Annotated in this window: 24 protein-coding genes; 12 read left to right on the top strand and 12 right to left on the bottom strand. The window is 36.8% G+C overall.

Going from position 1 to position 19,312, the window contains the following annotated elements; all coding sequences use genetic code 11:
- Window positions 1-313: 313 nt before the first annotated feature.
- From ACY45D_RS03650 to ACY45D_RS03630, 5 genes are all read right to left on the bottom strand, one after another.
- Window positions 314-655 (bottom strand): YegP family protein, encoded by a 342-nt coding sequence (locus tag ACY45D_RS03650; RefSeq protein WP_463108488.1) that lies wholly within the window; start codon window positions 653-655, stop codon window positions 314-316.
- Window positions 656-940: 285 nt separating this feature from the next.
- A complete protein-coding gene (locus ACY45D_RS03645; RefSeq protein ID WP_463108487.1) occupies window positions 941-1,285 on the bottom strand; it encodes a zinc ribbon domain-containing protein YjdM in 345 nt (114 codons plus the stop codon).
- A gap of 89 nt (window positions 1,286-1,374) precedes the next feature.
- Entirely contained in the window at window positions 1,375-1,728 is a 354-nt protein-coding gene (locus tag ACY45D_RS03640) for a DUF488 domain-containing protein (RefSeq protein WP_463108486.1), read from the bottom strand.
- Window positions 1,729-1,864: 136 nt separating this feature from the next.
- Window positions 1,865-2,311, bottom strand: coding sequence for an SRPBCC family protein (locus ACY45D_RS03635; protein WP_463108485.1), 447 nt, complete (start codon window positions 2,309-2,311; stop codon window positions 1,865-1,867).
- A 459-nt stretch (window positions 2,312-2,770) separates the two neighbouring features.
- A complete protein-coding gene (locus ACY45D_RS03630) occupies window positions 2,771-3,139 on the bottom strand; it encodes a ribonuclease E inhibitor RraB (RefSeq protein WP_463108484.1) in 369 nt (122 codons plus the stop codon).
- Between the two features lie 214 nt (window positions 3,140-3,353).
- On the opposite strand from ACY45D_RS03630, the gene ACY45D_RS03625 reads away from it, so the two are divergent.
- Window positions 3,354-3,875, top strand: a complete 522-nt coding sequence (locus ACY45D_RS03625) for a hypothetical protein (protein WP_463108483.1) — start codon at window positions 3,354-3,356, stop codon at window positions 3,873-3,875.
- A gap of 10 nt (window positions 3,876-3,885) precedes the next feature.
- Here the strand turns inward: ACY45D_RS03625 and ACY45D_RS03620 are convergent, their stop codons facing one another.
- Entirely contained in the window at window positions 3,886-4,896 is a 1,011-nt protein-coding gene (locus ACY45D_RS03620; protein WP_463108482.1) for a metallophosphoesterase, read from the bottom strand.
- 94 nt (window positions 4,897-4,990) lie between these two features.
- Here ACY45D_RS03620 and ACY45D_RS03615 point away from each other — a divergent pair, with 94 nt between their 5' ends.
- Window positions 4,991-6,622: a phospholipase D family protein gene (locus ACY45D_RS03615; RefSeq protein WP_463108481.1), complete on the top strand. Its 1,632-nt coding sequence runs from the start codon at window positions 4,991-4,993 to the stop codon at window positions 6,620-6,622.
- A 23-nt stretch (window positions 6,623-6,645) separates the two neighbouring features.
- On the opposite strand, the gene ACY45D_RS03610 is transcribed toward ACY45D_RS03615, so the two are convergent.
- Complete coding sequence (locus ACY45D_RS03610; RefSeq protein WP_463108480.1) at window positions 6,646-7,458, bottom strand: lysophospholipid acyltransferase family protein; 813 nt, start codon at window positions 7,456-7,458, stop codon at window positions 6,646-6,648.
- A 475-nt stretch (window positions 7,459-7,933) separates the two neighbouring features.
- Here ACY45D_RS03610 and hflX point away from each other — a divergent pair, with 475 nt between their 5' ends.
- The 5 genes from hflX (at window position 7,934) to ACY45D_RS03585 (ending at window position 11,719) form a co-directional block, all read left to right on the top strand.
- Window positions 7,934-9,265: a ribosome rescue GTPase HflX gene (gene hflX, locus ACY45D_RS03605; protein WP_463108479.1), complete on the top strand. Its 1,332-nt coding sequence runs from the start codon at window positions 7,934-7,936 to the stop codon at window positions 9,263-9,265.
- Window positions 9,266-9,308: 43 nt separating this feature from the next.
- On the top strand, window positions 9,309-9,680 hold the full coding sequence (locus tag ACY45D_RS03600; protein ID WP_463108478.1) for a hypothetical protein: 372 nt from the start codon (window positions 9,309-9,311) through the stop codon (window positions 9,678-9,680).
- A 9-nt stretch (window positions 9,681-9,689) separates the two neighbouring features.
- A complete protein-coding gene (locus ACY45D_RS03595) occupies window positions 9,690-10,358 on the top strand; it encodes an LrgB family protein (protein WP_463108477.1) in 669 nt (222 codons plus the stop codon).
- Window positions 10,359-10,448: 90 nt separating this feature from the next.
- Window positions 10,449-10,895 (top strand): DUF2147 domain-containing protein, encoded by a 447-nt coding sequence (locus ACY45D_RS03590; protein ID WP_463108476.1) that lies wholly within the window; start codon window positions 10,449-10,451, stop codon window positions 10,893-10,895.
- 374 nt (window positions 10,896-11,269) lie between these two features.
- Window positions 11,270-11,719 carry a DUF2147 domain-containing protein gene (locus tag ACY45D_RS03585; protein ID WP_463108475.1) on the top strand — a complete coding sequence of 150 codons (450 nt, stop codon included), beginning with the start codon at window positions 11,270-11,272 and terminating at the stop codon, window positions 11,717-11,719.
- A gap of 127 nt (window positions 11,720-11,846) precedes the next feature.
- On the opposite strand, the gene ACY45D_RS03580 is transcribed toward ACY45D_RS03585, so the two are convergent.
- Window positions 11,847-12,698, bottom strand: coding sequence for a hypothetical protein (locus ACY45D_RS03580; RefSeq protein WP_463108474.1), 852 nt, complete (start codon window positions 12,696-12,698; stop codon window positions 11,847-11,849).
- 221 nt (window positions 12,699-12,919) lie between these two features.
- Between ACY45D_RS03580 and ACY45D_RS03575 the strand changes: the two genes are divergently transcribed.
- Complete coding sequence (locus tag ACY45D_RS03575) at window positions 12,920-13,372, top strand: DUF2147 domain-containing protein (RefSeq protein ID WP_463108473.1); 453 nt, start codon at window positions 12,920-12,922, stop codon at window positions 13,370-13,372.
- Window positions 13,373-13,587: 215 nt separating this feature from the next.
- Here the strand turns inward: ACY45D_RS03575 and ACY45D_RS03570 are convergent, their stop codons facing one another.
- The 3 genes from ACY45D_RS03570 to pdxA are packed head-to-tail and all read right to left on the bottom strand — an operon-like array spanning window position 13,588 to window position 16,246.
- A complete protein-coding gene (locus ACY45D_RS03570) occupies window positions 13,588-14,445 on the bottom strand; it encodes a symmetrical bis(5'-nucleosyl)-tetraphosphatase (protein WP_463108472.1) in 858 nt (285 codons plus the stop codon).
- Complete coding sequence (gene rsmA, locus ACY45D_RS03565) at window positions 14,446-15,258, bottom strand: 16S rRNA (adenine(1518)-N(6)/adenine(1519)-N(6))-dimethyltransferase RsmA (protein WP_463108471.1); 813 nt, start codon at window positions 15,256-15,258, stop codon at window positions 14,446-14,448. It abuts the gene before it with no gap.
- Window positions 15,259-15,277: 19 nt separating this feature from the next.
- Entirely contained in the window at window positions 15,278-16,246 is a 969-nt protein-coding gene (pdxA, locus tag ACY45D_RS03560) for a 4-hydroxythreonine-4-phosphate dehydrogenase PdxA (protein ID WP_463108470.1), read from the bottom strand.
- 397 nt (window positions 16,247-16,643) lie between these two features.
- Between pdxA and rplM the strand changes: the two genes are divergently transcribed.
- Both rplM and rpsI read left to right on the top strand, forming a co-directional pair.
- A complete protein-coding gene (gene rplM / locus ACY45D_RS03555) occupies window positions 16,644-17,072 on the top strand; it encodes a 50S ribosomal protein L13 (protein WP_002117832.1) in 429 nt (142 codons plus the stop codon).
- Window positions 17,073-17,084: 12 nt separating this feature from the next.
- Window positions 17,085-17,471 (top strand): 30S ribosomal protein S9, encoded by a 387-nt coding sequence (rpsI, locus tag ACY45D_RS03550; protein ID WP_010113617.1) that lies wholly within the window; start codon window positions 17,085-17,087, stop codon window positions 17,469-17,471.
- A gap of 142 nt (window positions 17,472-17,613) precedes the next feature.
- Here rpsI and ACY45D_RS03545 read toward each other — a convergent pair whose 3' ends face one another.
- Complete coding sequence (locus ACY45D_RS03545; protein WP_463108469.1) at window positions 17,614-18,054, bottom strand: hypothetical protein; 441 nt, start codon at window positions 18,052-18,054, stop codon at window positions 17,614-17,616.
- A 123-nt stretch (window positions 18,055-18,177) separates the two neighbouring features.
- Here ACY45D_RS03545 and ACY45D_RS03540 point away from each other — a divergent pair, with 123 nt between their 5' ends.
- The gene (locus ACY45D_RS03540) at window positions 18,178-18,831 is read left to right on the top strand and encodes a glutathione S-transferase N-terminal domain-containing protein (protein ID WP_463108468.1); all 654 of its coding nucleotides are present in this window, start codon (window positions 18,178-18,180) and stop codon (window positions 18,829-18,831) included.
- A gap of 26 nt (window positions 18,832-18,857) precedes the next feature.
- Complete coding sequence (locus ACY45D_RS03535) at window positions 18,858-19,298, top strand: ClpXP protease specificity-enhancing factor (protein WP_463108467.1); 441 nt, start codon at window positions 18,858-18,860, stop codon at window positions 19,296-19,298.
- The last annotated feature ends 14 nt before the right edge of the window (window positions 19,299-19,312 follow it).

Below are 19,312 nucleotides of genomic sequence, written 5' to 3'. Positions count from 1 at the left end.
CATTTAACACTATATTATCATTATGAGAATTAATTTGTACATTATTTTAAGCATAATTTTAAAAAATATTTTACCGTTTTGCTTATTATCATTGCTAATATTTTCAAATGCTTATACCACAAACTATCGAAATTACCCCCTATTCTTTAGGATATAAAGGTTTTTTAATTCAGTGATTATTCCTTCAATTAAGACTTTGTTTTTATACAAAATGATAAAAAATAAAGCTGAAATCAAGATCTATATTCAGCTTTAAACTAAAAAAGCATGCCTTTGGCATGCTTTACGTTCAACTCAGTAACAACGATGTGAGTTATGCTTCTAAAGTTAGATCTTTAATTTTTTCTGATGGTCCATTTTTCTTTACAGATTCGATGCCATTATCTCGAGCAGCATCACCTGAATAGAATTGGCTTGTTCCAATAATCTGGTGATTTGCAGCTTTTAAATTGAAATAGGGTTTACCATTCTTTGCTTCTAAACGATCATATCGTGCATCATCACCACTATTTTTCTGTACAGATGCAATCCCGTTTGAAGCTGAAGCTTTTGCCTTATACAACTCACTCGTCAGGATTACTTCCCCATTTCCAGCTTTTAATACAAAACGATATTGACCGTCTTTTGCTTGACTAATTTCATACCATCCCGACATGCTCACTACCTCTTGATTATTTTCAGTTTTTGTATTTCACAGCGTTGTATTGAATATAAGTTACGCCACTTAGCTAAAATATAAATGATTTATCCAGCTTCTAAAGCATATTTTATTGTTTATAAATGTAATTTGAATAAACCCAATCTGGTGATTGTTGTTTAAATTAGGCTTTAAATTTCCAACCTTACAAAACACTCAAGTATTTAAAATATATTTATTTTATTTAAAAATAAAAGCTCAATGTTAGAAGACATTGAGCTTTGGTACAAATACAGATCCGTATTATGCTTTTTTAACAAATTCAGATTTCAATTTCATAGGACCGATCCCTTCAATTTTACAATCGATATCATGTCCATCGCTTGAATCTACAAGTAAGCGAATATTTTTTACTTTGGTGCCTACCTTAACAACAGAGGATGAACCCTTAATTTTTAAGTCTTTAATCACAGTCACTGTATCACCATCCTGCAACGTATTGCCGACAGCATCTTTGATTGTCGTGGTTTCCTCTATCGCTGTTGAGTCTGCCTCTTTCCATTCATACGCACATTCAGGGCAAATCAATACAGCATTATCTTCATAGGTATATTCCGAATTGCATTTAGGACAGTGAGGTAAAGACATAAAAATCTCAAAGACAGTTAAAGGTACTATCATAACATTTTTATGTTTTTCACAGCATTAAATCACATATTTTTTATAGGGAATTTTTACTATTCCGGTTGCTGTAAAATCTGAATGAGCACGGTAACATGGCTATGCCCTATATTTTTCGCAGCAGATATTAACGTCACATTTTCTTTTTGAACCATGTCCCGTAAGGTTTCTAATGCTGTAGTGGCATCGGAAAGTTCAGCTTGATATTTTTGTTCAAATTCTCCCCAACGATTTTCTATGTCTTCGTGATACCATTTTCGTAGCTCATTTGACGGAGTAATTTCCTTCGGCCACCAATCAATTTGGGCGAGTTCTTTTTTTATCCCGCGAGGCCAAAGTCGATCGACCAATACACGCTTTCCATCTGACTCAGATACTGCGTCATACACTCTCTTGGTTTGGATGCTCATGCCTGCCCCGCGATAAAAAATGATGATTTAAAGTTTAAAATGATTTTTCTCAAACATTTTATTGATGAGAAAAATCATATATTTATATATTAAATTTAAATTAAACCTTTATACAATAGAATACTCACAATTCTACTTACTGATCTGGAATGGTTGGATTGACCAATAAACCGAATAATTGTAAAGACTCTTGCCATCCTAAATAACAAGCTTCAACTGGAATCACATCTGGAATACCTGACTGGGTAATATTCACTTCTGTACCGACTAAAACTGCTTTTAATTCAATGATAACTTCAATTCTTCCTGCTAATTCAGGGTTATCAAATTCATCAAAATAACGGATAAGTTGATTAGGGATCAACTCTTCATACATCCCCCCAAATGAATGGGTTGAACCTGTAGAAAAATTGGTGAATGACATTTTATAAGAACCGCCCACTGTAACATCACTATGATGTACTTTTGCCGTAAACCCATGTGGGGGCATCCATTTAACCCATGCATCTGGGTCTAGAAATGCACGATAGACACGTTCAGCTGGCGCACTAAATACACGATGTAGTTTTACAGTATTACTCATTTTCAAATCCTTGAATTTTATTTTTTTGATGAACATTCAGTTTACTGCTCGCTCAAATTTTATCTGTATATTTTTTATTTCTTCTTGCTTTACTCATGAGAGTATTGAGTGCTGAAATCTCCTTTAATAAATCTTTAATAAATATTGTATTTTCAAAAATTCAATCTCTTACTTTCAACTTATAGTCTGTTATTTCAAAGAATTAGGATCATCTCAAAATCTAATTAAAGACAAATCTATTTCACTTGGACACATCAATATATGTTTAATACTTATTTTTATTTTGCAGCATATTACTGAAATTTATAGATATTTATTAATTTAATACAACAATTCTCAGTTCATCATATAAATGAAATGCTTTATTTTTTAGCATGATACTGACGACCATCCATCGCCAATATCATGCTTGATCATTTAAACGTTAGGCTATCAAGCCGATGACTATTTTATAAAACCCTATTCTTCTTCATCTAAATCTTCAAAAACATATGCCGTACAGCCCCAACCGTCATATTCGCCTTCAAATTGCTCAGCAATTTTGGTAAACCATTGTTCTAAATCAACAATATCGTCGTACTCAGGTAGCAAATTAACATAAACGGTAATCACCCATTCATTGGGTTCCACATCTTCATCTAAATAAAGAGAAACTTTTTGCTCTTCATGTAAAAGATAGATAGCACACGTTTCTGCTGCCTGTCGTGTTTTAAAATACATAGAGAATTCAACTTCATGTATTTCTGCGAGATCATCACCATCTTCTTGCATTTGCCAAAGTAAATTACCGTTATCGTCTTCAGGAAATTTTGCATAATCACGAGTCATGGTTTCACCCTCTCTAGGTTTTGATCGTTTGTTTTAGATGTACTTCATTGAGATTAACAATGTTTTATGACAATTTATGAATATTCATGATTCATGGACAAATTACTACTTTTATTTAGCCTAATTTTGTAATTATTATTGATCAAAGCTCAATTCTAAAATGCTAATTTATTGAATATTCAGCATAATCCGTTACCAATTAAGAGCATATGTTATGACGTTATTTTCCGAAAGCCAAAAGCAAAATATTGTTTTACTTCTACAACAAGACCGTAAGATTGAAGCGATTAAATGGGTTATAGATAACTCAGATCTCGGTTTAAAAGAAGCAAAAGATTATGTCGAAAGTTTGGCGATGAATCCATATGAAGCGACGACTCAAAGTTTAACAAACTCATCCATATCACCTATGCATGCGCAAGAGATTTATGCACTCATTCAACAGGGTCGAAAAATTGAAGCAATTAAACTGGTAAAAAAATACTCGACCTTAGATTTGAAGGATGCGAAAGAATTTGTCGAAAATTTAATAACCCATCCAAATTTAGATAATTTAAGTAGCTTAGAGAATATCAAAGCACTTCATCCACGCGCTAATGAATCCACGTCTACGCGGCATACAACAATGACTCAACCGATTGGTATTGAAGATCTAAGCAAAAAAAGAAGAACACCTCTATTTATATTGCTCATTATCATTATCCTGTTCGTTATTTATCAAACGATAGGTCACTAGAACTAATCAATTAGCTCAATTCAATAATATCAATCGTTGGCGGGACTCGAAAACGGAAAGGCACACCCACCATTCCCGTACCGACACTCACAAAAACATCTGCATTTTCATGTTGATACAGTCCTCGTTTATGCCCCAAAATAGACACTTTCTTCATGATATAACTGGTCAACCAAGGTAGTTCAACTTGTCCACCGTGAGTATGACCCGACAACATTAACGGACGTGTAGGAAGCTGCGGAACCATATCAACTGTATCTGGATTGTGTGACAAAATCAGCCATGGTTTATCTTGTGGGAGTTCAGGCATATAGCGCATATCGGCTTTGCCAGCCCACAAATCACCAATACCGATAAGACGAAATTCATCAAACTCGACAATTTGTCCTTCAATATCCATTACATTATTGATCTCTAAAGCATGCGCCAATAAAGTCTGAATCGGTGGCCCAGGATACTGTTCATCATGGTTACCATTGACTGAATATACAGGTGCTTGAATCTCTTTTAATATGGCTAATTCTTCTGCCAATTTATTTTCAGGCTCATACGTCCAATCCCCTGCAACTACAACAAAATCAGGCTGTTCCAAATTCACTTTTTTAACAATTGTTCGGAGTTGGCGCTCATGTCCTGAAAAAAGCCCAATATGCAAATCTGCAAGTAATGCCACTTTTACTGGCTTCTGAAAGGGTTTACTCGCATCAAACTGATACTGTAAACGCTTAACATGTACAGTATGTGGTTCAATAAATCGTGCGTAAATCAATACGCTACTAAGTAAAAAAATAAAAATACTTTCATGGATGGAAAAAATTCCAATCCAACCTGCATAAATGTTAAAAAAGAACAACGGAATTAATAAATAAGATAGGTAAAATGCCAATAAATGAACAAAAGACTTGAAAGGATGAATGGTTTCAGTTCTTGACTGGCTTAACCATGCTTGAGAAATACCCCACATTGCAAGCAAGATAAAGCTCAAATAAAACATTGAAGTAACATTAAAAGTCATGAACATATTCAATCTCTCAGGTATTTAACACCTGTTATCGCTTATTTATCTTTTCAGCCATGCCAATTATACTCTAGCTCAGAGAGTCGCAGAAAATATTATGGAACGAATGCTCAATCACAATACGCAAATACAGCAAAAGTATTACATAGGTTATCTTCGTTCCAAAGGTTTATTGGCGCTGAGTACTTGTTTAGCCTTAAGTTTATCGGCTTGTACAACACTCCCCAAACAACAAAATGTACAGCCTGAATATGCATATGATATCAACACACACGATACTTCTCTTGCTCAAATTATTACACCATTAAAAGAAAAAAATCCCGATCTAACGGGCTATCACGTTTTATATGACCCTTTGGAAGCCATTGCAGCACGTATTCATTTAATTGAGAAAGCCGAAAAAACCTTAGATTTACAATATTATATTTGGGACAACGACAAAATTGGTTCATTGGCTCTCTATAAAATGATAGAAGCTGCAGACCGTGGTGTTAAAATTCGTTTATTAATTGATGATAATAATGCAGGCAAGATGGAAGGTGTGTATTTGGCACTGGATCAACATGCCAATATTGAGGTTAAACTGTTCAACCCCTATCGTTTTAGAGGTATGCGTCCATTAGACATACTGCTCGATTTAAAACGAATTAACCGTCGTATGCACAACAAAACCTTTACCGCTGACAATCAAATTTCCTTGATTGGTGGGCGTAACATGAGTAATCAGTATTACAATGTAAGTGATAGCTATCAGTTTTCCGATGTCGATGTGATGCTGGCAGGGCAAGCTGTAGATGATATTACCCATTCATTTGATGAGTACTGGAATCATAGCTATGCATATCCTGTTAGAAGCATCGTCAATCACAATGCTTACACACTGCGTTATGAAGGTCTAAAAGAACAACTCACCAAGCATTACCAAGAAATTACGACACAGAACTATTTAGACTTAAGTAATCGAACCCATGATTTTGACCAGTGGCTAAATCATAATATTCAATTAGATTGGGTCAAAGCAGAAGTCGTGAAAGACTCTCCTGACAAAATCCAAGCCAAAGCAAAAAAGGAACAGCACCTAAATTTCCAAATGGTGAAACGTTTGGAAGACCCAACTGAAACTGTTGACCTGATTTCCGCTTATTTTGTGCCTCAAAAAAAGGGTGAAGATAAGCTGATTGAACTTGCCAAAGATGACGTGAAAGTTCGGGTATTAACCAACTCTTTCAAAGCCAATGATGTCGCACTAGTACATGCTTTTTATGCAAAATACCGTGACAACTTACTGAAAAATGGCGTGGAACTCTATGAGTTTTTACCTGCAGTGTCAGAAGAAAATTTATATGCCAATAGCAAAGAAATTTCTAAAAAAACCAAGGTCAGTTTAAAAGGATTAAGTCGCTCAAGTTTACATGCCAAGCTCATGGCGATTGATAATAAACAAGTCTTTATTGGTTCTTTTAATTTTGATCCTCGCTCTGCCAATTTAAATACAGAAATTGGGGTCATTATTAACAGTCCACCTTTGGCCAATGCTGTCCATAAAACCATGGATGAAAATTTGAAGAAGTATGCTTATAAATTGGTTTTAGATTCACAAGACAATATCAATTGGCTACGTACCACACCGCAAGGTACCATTACATTTACCAAAGAACCCAAAATGAAATGGTGGCAAAAAGCTGGCATCAAAGTTATTTCATGGTTACCAATCGAAGGCTTTATGTAAGCCTTCGATTGGAAAATGAAACATTAACCCACTAAAACTTCTCTTTGCAAATCTTCCAAGCCTGTTTGCATGGTTTCCTGAACCAGTTTGGTCAGACTTTCTACGCTATGTCCTTCTGTAGAAATCTGAGGAAAAGCCTTCAAATGTGCGGTGACTTTTGGCATTTCTAAAACCGCTTGAATATGTGCAACAAAAGTCGTGTCTCCAATAAATGGCGCAACGGTATCTAATTGACCATTTTTATTGACATAGCAAATCACGCACACTTGTACAGGTTTATTGGCTTCAATTGCCGCACCTAAAATACGACCATGCACTTTTTTAACTTTTGTCCCATCAGTGGTTGTCGCTTCTGGGAAAAATAATACAGGAATGTCTTTACTTAAAAATTCAGCAATTTGCTCACGAATGCGAACCGAATCACCCGAACCACGTTTGATAAATAAGGTTCCACCACCCTTTGCAAGTTTTCCAAAAATGGGCCATTTTTCAATCTCAGCTTTCGCTAAAAAGAAGACCCGTGCGCCTGAGCCTAAAACAGCGATATCTAGCCAAGAAACATGATTACTGACCCACAATGCAGGCTCACGAGGAATGTCACCGTGCACACGTACATCGACATTGAAAACCTCACAGAGACGTCGGCAAAAGTATTGTACATAACGAGTATTATTCGGATTATTCGGGTCTTTATAGAGCTGATGGCGATAAACCAAATAAAAGCCTTCAGATATAGCCGCTGTACCCGTGACTATTTTTTTACTATATAAAAAAAGTTTAGATAACACACTTAAGTTCGATGAATTTGACTTTTTGCTTACTTGTTGTTGAGTCATAGAAGCTCACTAAACTGACTATATTTCATATTAAACCGACAGTATTGTATACGTATATACATAAAGTTGCATTGATCATAAAAACATAGCAAGAACTTACTCAATACCTATTTTATGAATTTGATGCTATCAATAAAATTAAATCAAGAATAATCCGTGTGCAAAGCTGCGCACTATACATGTTGTCTATTTACTAAAAGCTTGAATGACTCATATTCCTCATAATCAACCAAAATATTCAACAAAGGAGAAATAACATGATCGACTTAAAAAAGCATTAAAACCGTGGAATCGGTTAAACCCTCAAACGCTGCATATTAAATTCAATACGCTACTCGGATATGTGATTTTATATTGCGGTGCTTTGGTTATCGTTTCCAAGCTATTTATTGCAATTCTTTAACAGCCAGTTAGGATTTAACAGTCAATTTACTTTAGAATGGTTATTCGCTAATGCTTCTGAGTTTTAAGATCTGTGGAATACTTTGATCAGCATCAAGGTGGTGAAAAAACCATTTTAATCAGTGTAAATGTACAAATATTAGAAAATTTGGACGCTGAGGAGTTTCGATTACTGGCAAAATCCGCAGGTGCTGAAATTTTTGAACATTTAACCGTTCAACGCGTCAAACCTGATGCTAAATTTTTTATTGGTACAGGTAAAGCCGAAGAAATTGCTGAACGTGTTGAAAATGAAGAAATTGAGCTGGTCATTTTTGATCAAGCACTCTCTCCTGCGCAAGAGCGTAACTTAGAAAGAATTTTAAAATGTCGTGTGATCGATCGTACAGGGTTAATTCTCGATATCTTTGCACAACGTGCCCGCACCCATGAAGGAAAACTTCAAGTTGAGCTTGCTCAATTAGATCACCTATCGTCTCGTTTGGTTCGTAGCCGTAGCAATTTGGATAGTCAAAAAGGCGGAATCGGCTTACGTGGGCCAGGTGAAACACTGTTAGAAACAGATCGTCGTTTATTACGCATCCGTATGGAGCAACTAAAAGACCGTCTTGAAAAGGTTCGTAAGACGCGTACACAAGGACGTGCCGCACGCCAAAAGGCCAATATTCCAACAGTCTCCTTGGTGGGTTATACCAATGCGGGGAAATCAACCCTATTTAATATTTTAGCAAATAGTGATGTCTATGCTGCGGATCAACTTTTTGCCACACTTGACCCGACGCTCAGACGTTTGGATTGGGAAGGTATCGGAACGCTGGTTCTAGCAGACACTGTTGGTTTTGTGCGCAATCTCGCTCATTCTTTAGTCGAATCCTTTAAAGCAACCTTGGAAGAAACTTTAGAAGCAACATTACTGCTGCATGTGATTGATTCAAGTAGTCCTGAAATGATGGAACAGATCGAAGCAGTAGAAACTGTGTTAAAAGAAATTGGTGCAGATATTCCAACTTTAAGGGTTTATAACAAAATTGATCAGTCTGGTGAGGAGGCTAAAATTATTTATGCCAAGCCACATCAACCTGAACGTGTTTACGTCTCAGCTCATACAGGGCAAGGCTTAGACTTACTTCGTAAAGCAGTCCATGAATGTTTAATGGGACAAATTCAGAATTTTGAACTGCTGCTAAAGCCTGCCTATGGAAAGTTACGTAACCAACTTTATGCTTTAAATGTTATTCAATCTGAACACTATGATGATGAAGGTCATTTACATTTAATGGTTGCAATGGCACCTCAAAAATTGGAACAACTCATTAAACAAGCACATTTACCGATTGACGAAATTCTTGGAAGTAAAGCACAGCAGTTTAAAAGGCCTTTAGAAGAGTTTGAAATCAAACGCTAAATCGGTTAAAACGTGAAAGGTCAAATTTTATATATCAATACGCATGGATCAGTTAAAACGCATAGATTGGCAAGCTTGGGTATTCACCATTGGACTTATCGTCTTCTTTCGTGAAGCCTCGGTTTGGGTCATGTCACAATTTAATCATCCAGAATTGGGGAACTTAACAGGACTCTTAAGCCTGCTCTTGGTACTGGTCATCTGGCGTAGATTTAAAAAAATTCCACCTCGTTTAGTCGATACCAATAATAAGTTAATGAAAGAAAGTGGTTTTGCTTTCCTCCCGATCTGTGCAGGCTCACTGATTATGCTGGTGAGCATGGGAAAACAAATTCCCTTATTTCTGGTGGTGATGTTTATTAGCACACTGATTCCCTTGTGGATTTACGCCAAAATGGCAAAAAAGTGGTTATAGGAGATTGATATGTTCAGCATTCTGACTGGTTTCCTGATCACTTTAGTTGCGTACCTTGCAGCAAAACCAGTGAATAGAAAATTTCCGCAAGTGCCATTGTTAGTGATTGCAATGTTTTTCGTGATTGGACTTTTAATGATTTTAAAAATCCCGTATGAAAAATATAATAGTGCTATGAATAGTTTATTTAGCCATCTTCTCGGTTATGTCACTGTTGCCCTAGCCATTCCCCTAGCTGCGATGCGCTATGACGATTTACCGCTTAAATCGGTGATAGGCATTCTCGTCTTTGCCAGTATCAGCGCTGTAGCCTTACCTATGAGCTTAGCGTATCTGTTACATATGTCTGAACCGACCATCATGGCGTTTGCAACGCGTGCTGTGACGACCCCAATTGCCATTAATATTGCAACTTTATTGCACTCACCAGTCACTTTAGTGATTTTAATCGTCATTTTATCAGGGGTCATTGGGGCTGCTTTCTCATCGATTATTTTACGCAATATTAATGATGAACGCGCGTCTGGCTTGGCTTTGGGCTTAGCCGCTCATGCAATTGGCACAGCGCAAGCATGGCAACGTGGTGCAGTTGCAGGTCGCTATGCAGCCTTCGGTATGGCAGTCAATGCTGTATTCACTGCGATCTGGTTGCCAACCTTTATTCTTTTTATAAAATAACTGTGATTTACTATACATTTCAAGTGATTGCATAGAATTGTTATTCAAATTAAGATAAATCTTACCCCCATTTTGATAAGGAATGAATAAATGTGGTCAAATAGATTTATTTTAGGTGTTTTATGCTCAGTGCTAAGTTTTAGCAGTATGGCGAAGGATATTACCGGTATTTGGAAAAATATCGATGATAAAACTGGATCATCTAAAGCTGTTCTTGAAGTTCGTAAAGAATCCAACGGAACATACACTGGGAAAATCATTAAAATCACACCACTGCCAGGCTATACACCGAAGGAAACCTGTGTAAACTGCCCAGCACCTTATACAAATAAACCTATTTTAGGCATGGATGTTCTAAAAAACTTAAAACAAACCAATGAAGAAAATTACACTGGTGGGAAAATTATTGATCCGTTATCAGGCAAAATCTACTCGATGAAAGCAAAATTGAGTGCCAACGGAAATCGCTTATCTTTACGAGGATACATCGGTGTTTCAGCACTTGGACGTAGCCAAATTTGGATTCGAGAAAACTGATTTTTCTTATTTTGACTAAATAAATGATTTAGTTAATTCTAAAAGCCCATAATGAATTTATGGGCTTTATTATTTCAGGACTAGACAAGGGCTAAACAAGCACTTCCATTTGAATTGAACCTTGTTCGACGTCCATTTCCAATTGGAACAATTGTCTATTGTGAAATGATGGCTTGCAAATTGCGTTGATCATTTTTATGAATATAAAACAATTTTTAAACTATCATTTCAAATCAAAATCCTGTAAAAATATTCAAAACAGATAACAACAGCAATTCTCGTGTTCAATATTTCAGTCTTTTCAAAATACAAATGACTGAAATAACAATAGAAATAAAAATGACCAGTAACCACTTAAAAGTTAGGGGAATAAAATGTGGACTAAATTTAAATTTTTACTGTCAATTGTCATGCTTTCTCTGAGTCAATTCGCATTTGCAGAAGACATTTCAGGCTTATGGCAAAGTATTGATGATAAAACTGGGGCACCCAAAGGCATTGTTAGAATTAGTAAAGAATCGAATGGCACTTATGTCGGAACGATTACCAAAGTCACACCTCGAGTTGGCTATAAACCTAAAGAGTTTTGTGTAAACTGCCCTGCCCCATATACCAACAAACCAATTATAGGACTCAATGTTATTCACAGTCTAAAGCAGAAAGATGCGGAAAATTATGAAGGGGGTAAGGTTCTAGACCCTAACACAGGAAAAATTTATAGCTTAAAAGCAAAACTTTCTTCAAATGGTAAGAAATTGGTACTCAGAGGCTACATTGGCATTGCAGTCTTGGGTCGCAGTCAAACTTGGATTCGCGCATATTAATCTAACTGAAGCTATCTAAATTGATTTAAATAAAACGCAGCTGTAACCTCAAATGTGTTGCAGCTGCATTCAATTTTTTACTCAATAAACATGATCATTTTAATATTTTTATTTTAATGGTCTTGCGTTAATGATCTTTGGTTAAGTGAGCTAAACCATTCAGTGTCATCGCTAAACCTTCTTTTGCAGGAATGGCTCGACTAAAATTAGTTTGCAAACTTTCAGCAAAATTCCCCTGATATATTTTCATGCCTTGGTGAGTTAGGTTTGAAGTTGCATCGATAAAAATCTTACCCCCAAGTTTTTCCCACAAGCGGCAGAAACCATAATCCTCAGATAAATAACGCCCTGTTTCAGGGTCAACCATCACATCAAATAAACGATAATGCAGACCTTTGTTTTCAACACCAACCGAATCAGGGGTGTATTTTAACTCAGGATAGGCTTGCATCATTTTTTCAAACACGGCACGTTTAATCACCATAAAACCAGTTGGTGCTTCACTCATTTCAATAAAGCCATTGTCCAAGATCGTAATATCGAGATGATCAGCATCACCTTGCACACGAGCATTTACAGTATATCGTTGATAATTCGCTAGAAACTCGGCGAAAGTCATCCCTTGTGGCAAACCTTCAGCAGGCCAATCTTCTCTTTTAAGTGGGTAGACACCTGCTGCAATATCATAATCAGACTGTAATAAGCGCAAGGCAGCATCTGCTGTAAAACCAATATCTGAATCAATCCAAAACAAATGCGTCCATTCAGGATTTTCTAAAAAAGTGGCTACACAATTATTTCTTGCACGGGTAATTAAGCTTTCACCTTGCATCAATAAATATTGTGTCGACATTCCGATTCGATTCGCTTCATGTAAAAAATTTAATAATGAAATGACATAATTATGAAAAAATTTACCATCATGGCTGGGCGTTACAATTAGTGGATAAATCGTTTTTAATTGTTCAGTAGATAACATCTTTTCTCATTTTCCATGATTTTATATCCCACTGAATTTAATCTAAATCATTCAACGATTCAACATCATCTCAAAGCAGTCTTTCAATAAGAATGTGTAATTTGCCACCAAATAAGCATTTGTAAATTAAATTTAATAAAACATGCATTTTATCGTGATTTATTTTGCATTTTTAATTAAATATGCTAATTTTTATACAAAAATCATAAGAGATACTTAAAATGAATAATGATGTAAAAGTTGCATCTATTAGCATAATGTTTGGTTTATTCATACAAAATAGTTTTGCTCAGGATATTGTCGGTATTTGGCAAAGTATTGACGATAAAACCAATGCACCTAAAGCCTTAATTGAAATAAAAAAAGATGCTCTGGGTGAATACTCTGGCACGATTATTAAAGTTACACCAAGTGCAGGTTATAAACCTCAAGAATTTTGCACAAAATGTACAGGTGCATTGAAAAATAAACCTATTTTAGGGATGACGATCTTTTCTAAAGTAAAAGAAGTCAAACCAAATCAATTTGGAAATGGGCAAATCGTAGATCCACTTTCGGGTAAACTCTATAAAGTGAATATCAAATTGAGTTCAAATGGTAATAATATTCGAGTACACGGATATATTGGGATTCAAGCGATCGGTAGAACACAAACATGGGTTAGAGAAAAGTAACTAAAAATCTGCCAAATGGACATTAAAAAGAGGTAAATACTGATGATATTGCTTTAAACATCAATTCATCTCACACTTAAAAAGTGTCATAAAAAGAAATATAAATCACTTAACACAAGAGTGCTATACAGCAGGGGATCAATCGTATTTTGATCATCACAATGCAAAATACCCAATGAATTCATTGGGTATTTTTCACGAGGTACAGAATGATCTTAAAACGAGCTAAACATTGGATTATCTACACTGAAAACTTCTTTATCTTCAAGTCTATAAGCAATCAATTGATGCCCCCAAACACAGCCACCATCTACATTTTGGATTTGAGCATTGATCGTTTTACCTTCTAAGGCAGCCCAATGTCCAAAAATAATTTGATGCGTTTTCGCTGTTTCAGATTCAAATTCAAACCAAGGTTTAAAACCTTGAGGCATTGGCTCATCCAAAGCATCTTTAAAACTAAACTCTAAACGACCATGTGCATCGCTTAAACGCATCCGAGTCAGATAATTGGTAATACAACGCAATCGATCATTTCCAGTTAAATCTTCCGTCCATAGATCAGGTTGAGTGCCATACATTGCTTTTAAGAATGCATCTAAAATGTCAAAATGATCACTTCTCAAAACAGCTTCAACTTCTTGAGCCAGTTCAGCTGTTTGCTGTGCATTCCAAATACATGGCACACCTGCATGAGTCAAAATAGTTTGATCATTTGGAAATAGACATAGCGGTTGTTTGCGTAGCCAATCAATCAACTCGTCACTTTCAAGTGCGTGAATCACATCATCAATTTTGTCTTTATCTTTGGCTTTTTTAATACCACGTGCCACAGCCAGTAAATTCAGGTCATGATTGCCCAAAACTGTTGCGGCTACACCACGGTCTACAAGCTTTTTGATAAAACGTAATGCCCCAACAGAATTTTCACCACGTGCCACTAAATCCCCTGCAAACCAAATAAAGTCTTGATCTGCATCGAACTGGATTTCTTTGAGTAAGGCTTTCAGGGCTTCAAAACAACCTTGCACATCCCCAATGACATAATTATAGCGAATATTCTCATGGGTCATTTAAGCCACCATTTGATCTGACAATGCAACAAACTGAGCCAAGCTAAGTGTTTCTGGACGAGCCATCGGATCTACACCTGCTTTTTCAAAACCATCTTCCGCTAACATGCCTTTTAAACTATTACGCAAAGTTTTACGACGCTGAGTAAAGACATGCGAAACTAAACGAGCCAAAGCTTTCTCATTTTTAGCAACAATTGGCTTCTCAACATAAGGTTCTAAGCGGAACACAGCAGACGTTACTTTTGGCGGTGGATTAAATGAACCTGGTGGTACTTCAAATAAAAAAGTCGGTTTACAGAAATACTGGATCATGACGGATAAACGACCATATTCTTTCGTATTTGGAGAAGCCGTAATTCGATCCACCACTTCTTTTTGCAACATGAAATGCATGTCTTTGACTTTGCCACCAAATTCCAAAAGGTGGAATAACAATGGCGTAGAAATATTATAAGGTAAGTTACCTACAACACGTAAAGGACGACCTTCCTGAAAGAGTTCAGTAAAATCATACTTTAATGCATCTGTTTCAATAATGGTTAAACGCTCAGGATGAGGTACACGACCGGGTAAACCAGCGGCCAAATCACGATCTAGCTCAACCACTGTTAAAGCATCACATTCACCAATCAAAGGGGATGTTAAAGCGGCTAAACCTGGGCCAATTTCAACAATATTGTCGCCCGAACGAGGCGCCACAGAACGTACAATTTTGGCAATTACACGTTGGTCATGTAAAAAGTTTTGACCAAAACGCTTACGCGTATGATGCCCTTCATCTTTTGGGTTTAAGGCATTAATTTGATACATAAAAAAGTTCCAACGTGAATTAATTGCGAGCAAGATCAAGTGCTAAATCGACAGCGACATGCAAACTTGAACCTTTTGCAAGGCCAGTACCTGCGAGGGAGAGCGCTGTTCCGTGATCGACTGATGTCCGAATAAATGGCAAACCTAAAGTAATATTAATGGCTTCACCGAATCCTTGGGATTTTAACACAGGTAAGCCTTGATCGTGATACATCGCTAAAACTGCATCTGCATTTTTCAAATTTTCAGGGGTGAATAGCGTATCTGCTGGCATACTCAAACTCATATCAATGCCTTGCGCACGATAATCTTCCAATACAGGATTAATCGTATCGATTTCCTCATGTCCTAAATACCCCCCCTCACCTGCATGCGGATTTAAGCCACAAACCAAGATACGGGGATGATTGATTTTAAATTTGGTTTTTAGATCGTGAATGAGAATGTCGATGACTTGGTGCAATCGTTGTTTGGTAATCGCATCTGCAACATCACGTAAAGGTAAATGTGTGGTCGCTAATGCAACTCTTAATGTTTTGGTTGCCAGCATCATCACAACACGATCTACACCAGCAAACTCTTGATAATACTCAGTATGCCCACTGAAATGAATGCCAGCATCATTAATCACTGATTTCTGTACAGGTGCAGTGGCAACACCAACACTTTTACCCGACATGGCATAATCAGCAGAACGGCGTAATTGCTCTAAAACATAAGCAGAATTTTGAGGGTTTAATTCACCTAGAACCACGGCTTGGTTTAAAGGCACATGCTCCACATAAAGCTCACCCTGAATTGAAGATTCGGTTTGCCCATTATATTCAACAAAATTAATCGCCTTTTGCAAAATTTCTGCACGTTGCTTGAGCATCTCGAGATCAGCCAAAACCACGATTGGACGCTCATCTATACGGTCAGCCAGATTTAAACAAATATCTGGGCCGATTCCTGCGGGTTCACCACTGGTAACATATAATGGAAGCATGTGCCTTACTTTCAAATTTATTTTGACCTATTTTATACCTAATTCCATCGGCATCCTATGAACAATATGATCGCTAAGCGCAACATTTTACATCTCTGTCTTATTTCCATAAAATGCCAATAGATTCGTGAATGGGCGAATCAGTATTCATTCAATAGACCATGTCCATACAGTTAGCCTCAATTAACACGCTAACCACACTCTCTAGTGGCTGTAATTCCTAATCAGGCAATAAACTAAGATAAGTGACTTTCAATTTAGCCAAAATCCACATATAATAATGCACCTGAAATTCTATATTTTGATTGTGATTCTTCTCACTTTCAGATAGAATTCGGTCTCCTTTTTGTTTGGACAGCTTCCATAGTCCAAACCAACTATAATAGGTAGTGGTTTAATGAAAACTCTCAGCGCTAAGCCTGCTGAAGTTCAACACGACTGGTACGTTGTTGATGCTTCTGGCAAAACTTTAGGTCGCCTTGCGACTGAAATCGCTCGTCGTTTACGCGGTAAGCACAAAACTTCTTATACTCCGCACGTTGACACTGGTGATTACATCGTTGTTATCAATGCAGAGCAAGTTCAAGTGACTGGTAAAAAATCACTTGATAAGAAATACTATCGCCATACTGGTTTCCCTGGTGGTATCCGTGAGACTAACTTCGAGAAGTTAATTGCTCACAAACCTGAAGCTGTTCTTGAAAAAGCAGTTAAAGGTATGTTGCCAAAAGGTCCTCTTGGTTATGCAATGATCAAAAAAATGAAAGTGTATGCTGGTACTGAGCATCCGCATGCTGCGCAACAGCCACAAGTTTTGGACATCTAAGGGATACTGCACATGGCTACTAATTATGGTACAGGTCGCCGTAAGACCGCAACTGCACGTGTTTTCCTATCAGCTGGTACTGGTAAACTCGTAATTAACAACCGTACTCTTGAACAGTACTTCGGTCGTGAAACTGCTCGTATGGTTGTTCGTCAACCGCTTGAGCTTTTAGACGCTACTGAAAAGTATGACCTTTACATCACTGTTGCTGGTGGTGGTATCGGTGGTCAAGCTGGCGCTATCCGTCACGGTATTACTCGTGCATTAATCGCTGCTGACGAAACTTTAAAACCTGCTCTTCGTCAAGCTGGTTTCGTTACTCGTGATGCTCGTGAAGTTGAACGTAAGAAACTTGGTTTACGTAAAGCGCGTAAACGTCCTCAATTCTCTAAACGTTAATTCGTTTACCGAATCGGACAAAAAACCTCGGAATTTTCCGAGGTTTTTTATGCGCTATTTTTATCAACCTTTTACTACTTAAACTCGTTTTTAGTTTGATTCGTTTAAACTTGATTCGTTGCAGTTATTTCTATCTTAAAGATTATTTACGCTTGGTACTTTTTGAACAATCCATTGTTGCATCAGCAGCGCCATCAACAGTCACTTGTTCACTTATCATGCAACCATCCTCTTCATAGGTACGTATTTCTTGAGAGAATTGATGATCCTTTGGAAGCGGTGCATCACACGGTTCATCTGTTTTTTCATCAACCATTTTCACTGGCCCATCATTATAAATCGTGACTTTGCATCCTTTTACAACATATTCTTGTTTAATGCCTCCATACATTTCGTCTTCTGGTACCGCTGTAGCAACATCACAAGCCTCATCAACTAAACATGCAGCTTCCTCAACAGAAATAGCAGCCTGAGCTTGTTCTACACGTTCAGCCGATTGTTGCTTTTTCGCATAACTATTTGAAATATTCATCATTAAAAAAACAAGAATGACTGATTTCATTAATTTTTTTACTAAACTCATGATTACACCCCGATTTTGAATTCTATTTTTAGATTGATACTGATCATAAACATCTTAAAGTTAAGATGATTTTATTGTCTATTTTTAGTATTCTACGCTATTCACTTAACCAAGTTTTGGAATATGTCAGTCGAAAATGCACCTCAACAAGGGATTACGTTGTATAGCCATGAGGATGACTTTCGTTCACACTGGATTAGATTTTTACTCACCGAAAAGCAGATTAAACATCACTTAATTCTTGTAGAAGAAGATGATGAGGATTTGGCGAGCCTGAATCCCTATAATCAGCTTCCCATGCTGATAGAAAATGATTTAAAACTTTTCAATACTGCAATTATTTCTGAATATATAGATGATCGTTATCGTCAAAATAAGTTATATGCAGATGCGCCTGCTCCCCGAGCAGAGCAAAGACAATATATTTGGCGCTTAGAACAAGATTGGTTAAGACTTGCAGACATTATGTTGCGTCATCCAGATACTTTAGACCGTGTTGCAACTCAAAAAGCACAAAAGCAATTACGAGATACTTTAATCTCCCTCACGCCCCTATTTCAGCATTATCCTTATTTTATGTCTGAGAACTTTACAATTTTAGATTGCATGTTAGCGCCAATTTTCATACGGTTAAAGCATATGGGAATTGAGCTACCTAAACAGCAATGCCGTCCAATCTTGCTATATTGCCAACGAATTTTTAGCCGTCCTGCTTTTTTGAAGTCCATGACTTTAAAAGAACAGAACCGATATAGTGAATTGTTAGCAAAGTCCTAGATTGCCAATCAACAGAGTATTTTCCAATGTCTGAACAAGAACTAAACGTAACGCCCACTCGACCATATTTAGCACGTGCAATTTATGAATGGATTTGCGATAACAATTTAACCCCTTATCTTTTGGTTGATGCAACCAAACCTTATACAGATGTACCTCAACAATTTGTACAAGAGGGTCAAATTGTTTTAAATATCGTGCCACATGCTGTGCATATGCTAAATATTAGCAATGAGTCAGTCACATTTTCAGCACGTTTTGGTGGAGTCTCTAAAGACATTTATGTTCCTATGAATGCGGTATTAGGACTCTATGCACGTGAAAATGGACAAGGTTTATTCTTTGATCCTGACGAATATGCCAATGTGCAAATGGATGAAGATGCTTTAAAATCAAATAGTAGTGAATCATCAGAAAGCACTACAGATACACCAAAGAAAAAACCAAGTTTAAGAATTTTAGAATAGAAGAAGGAATACCA

It is taken from the genome of Acinetobacter sp. BZX-2 (assembly GCF_055179795.1).
This window is presented reverse-complemented; position numbering and strand designations above follow the sequence as displayed.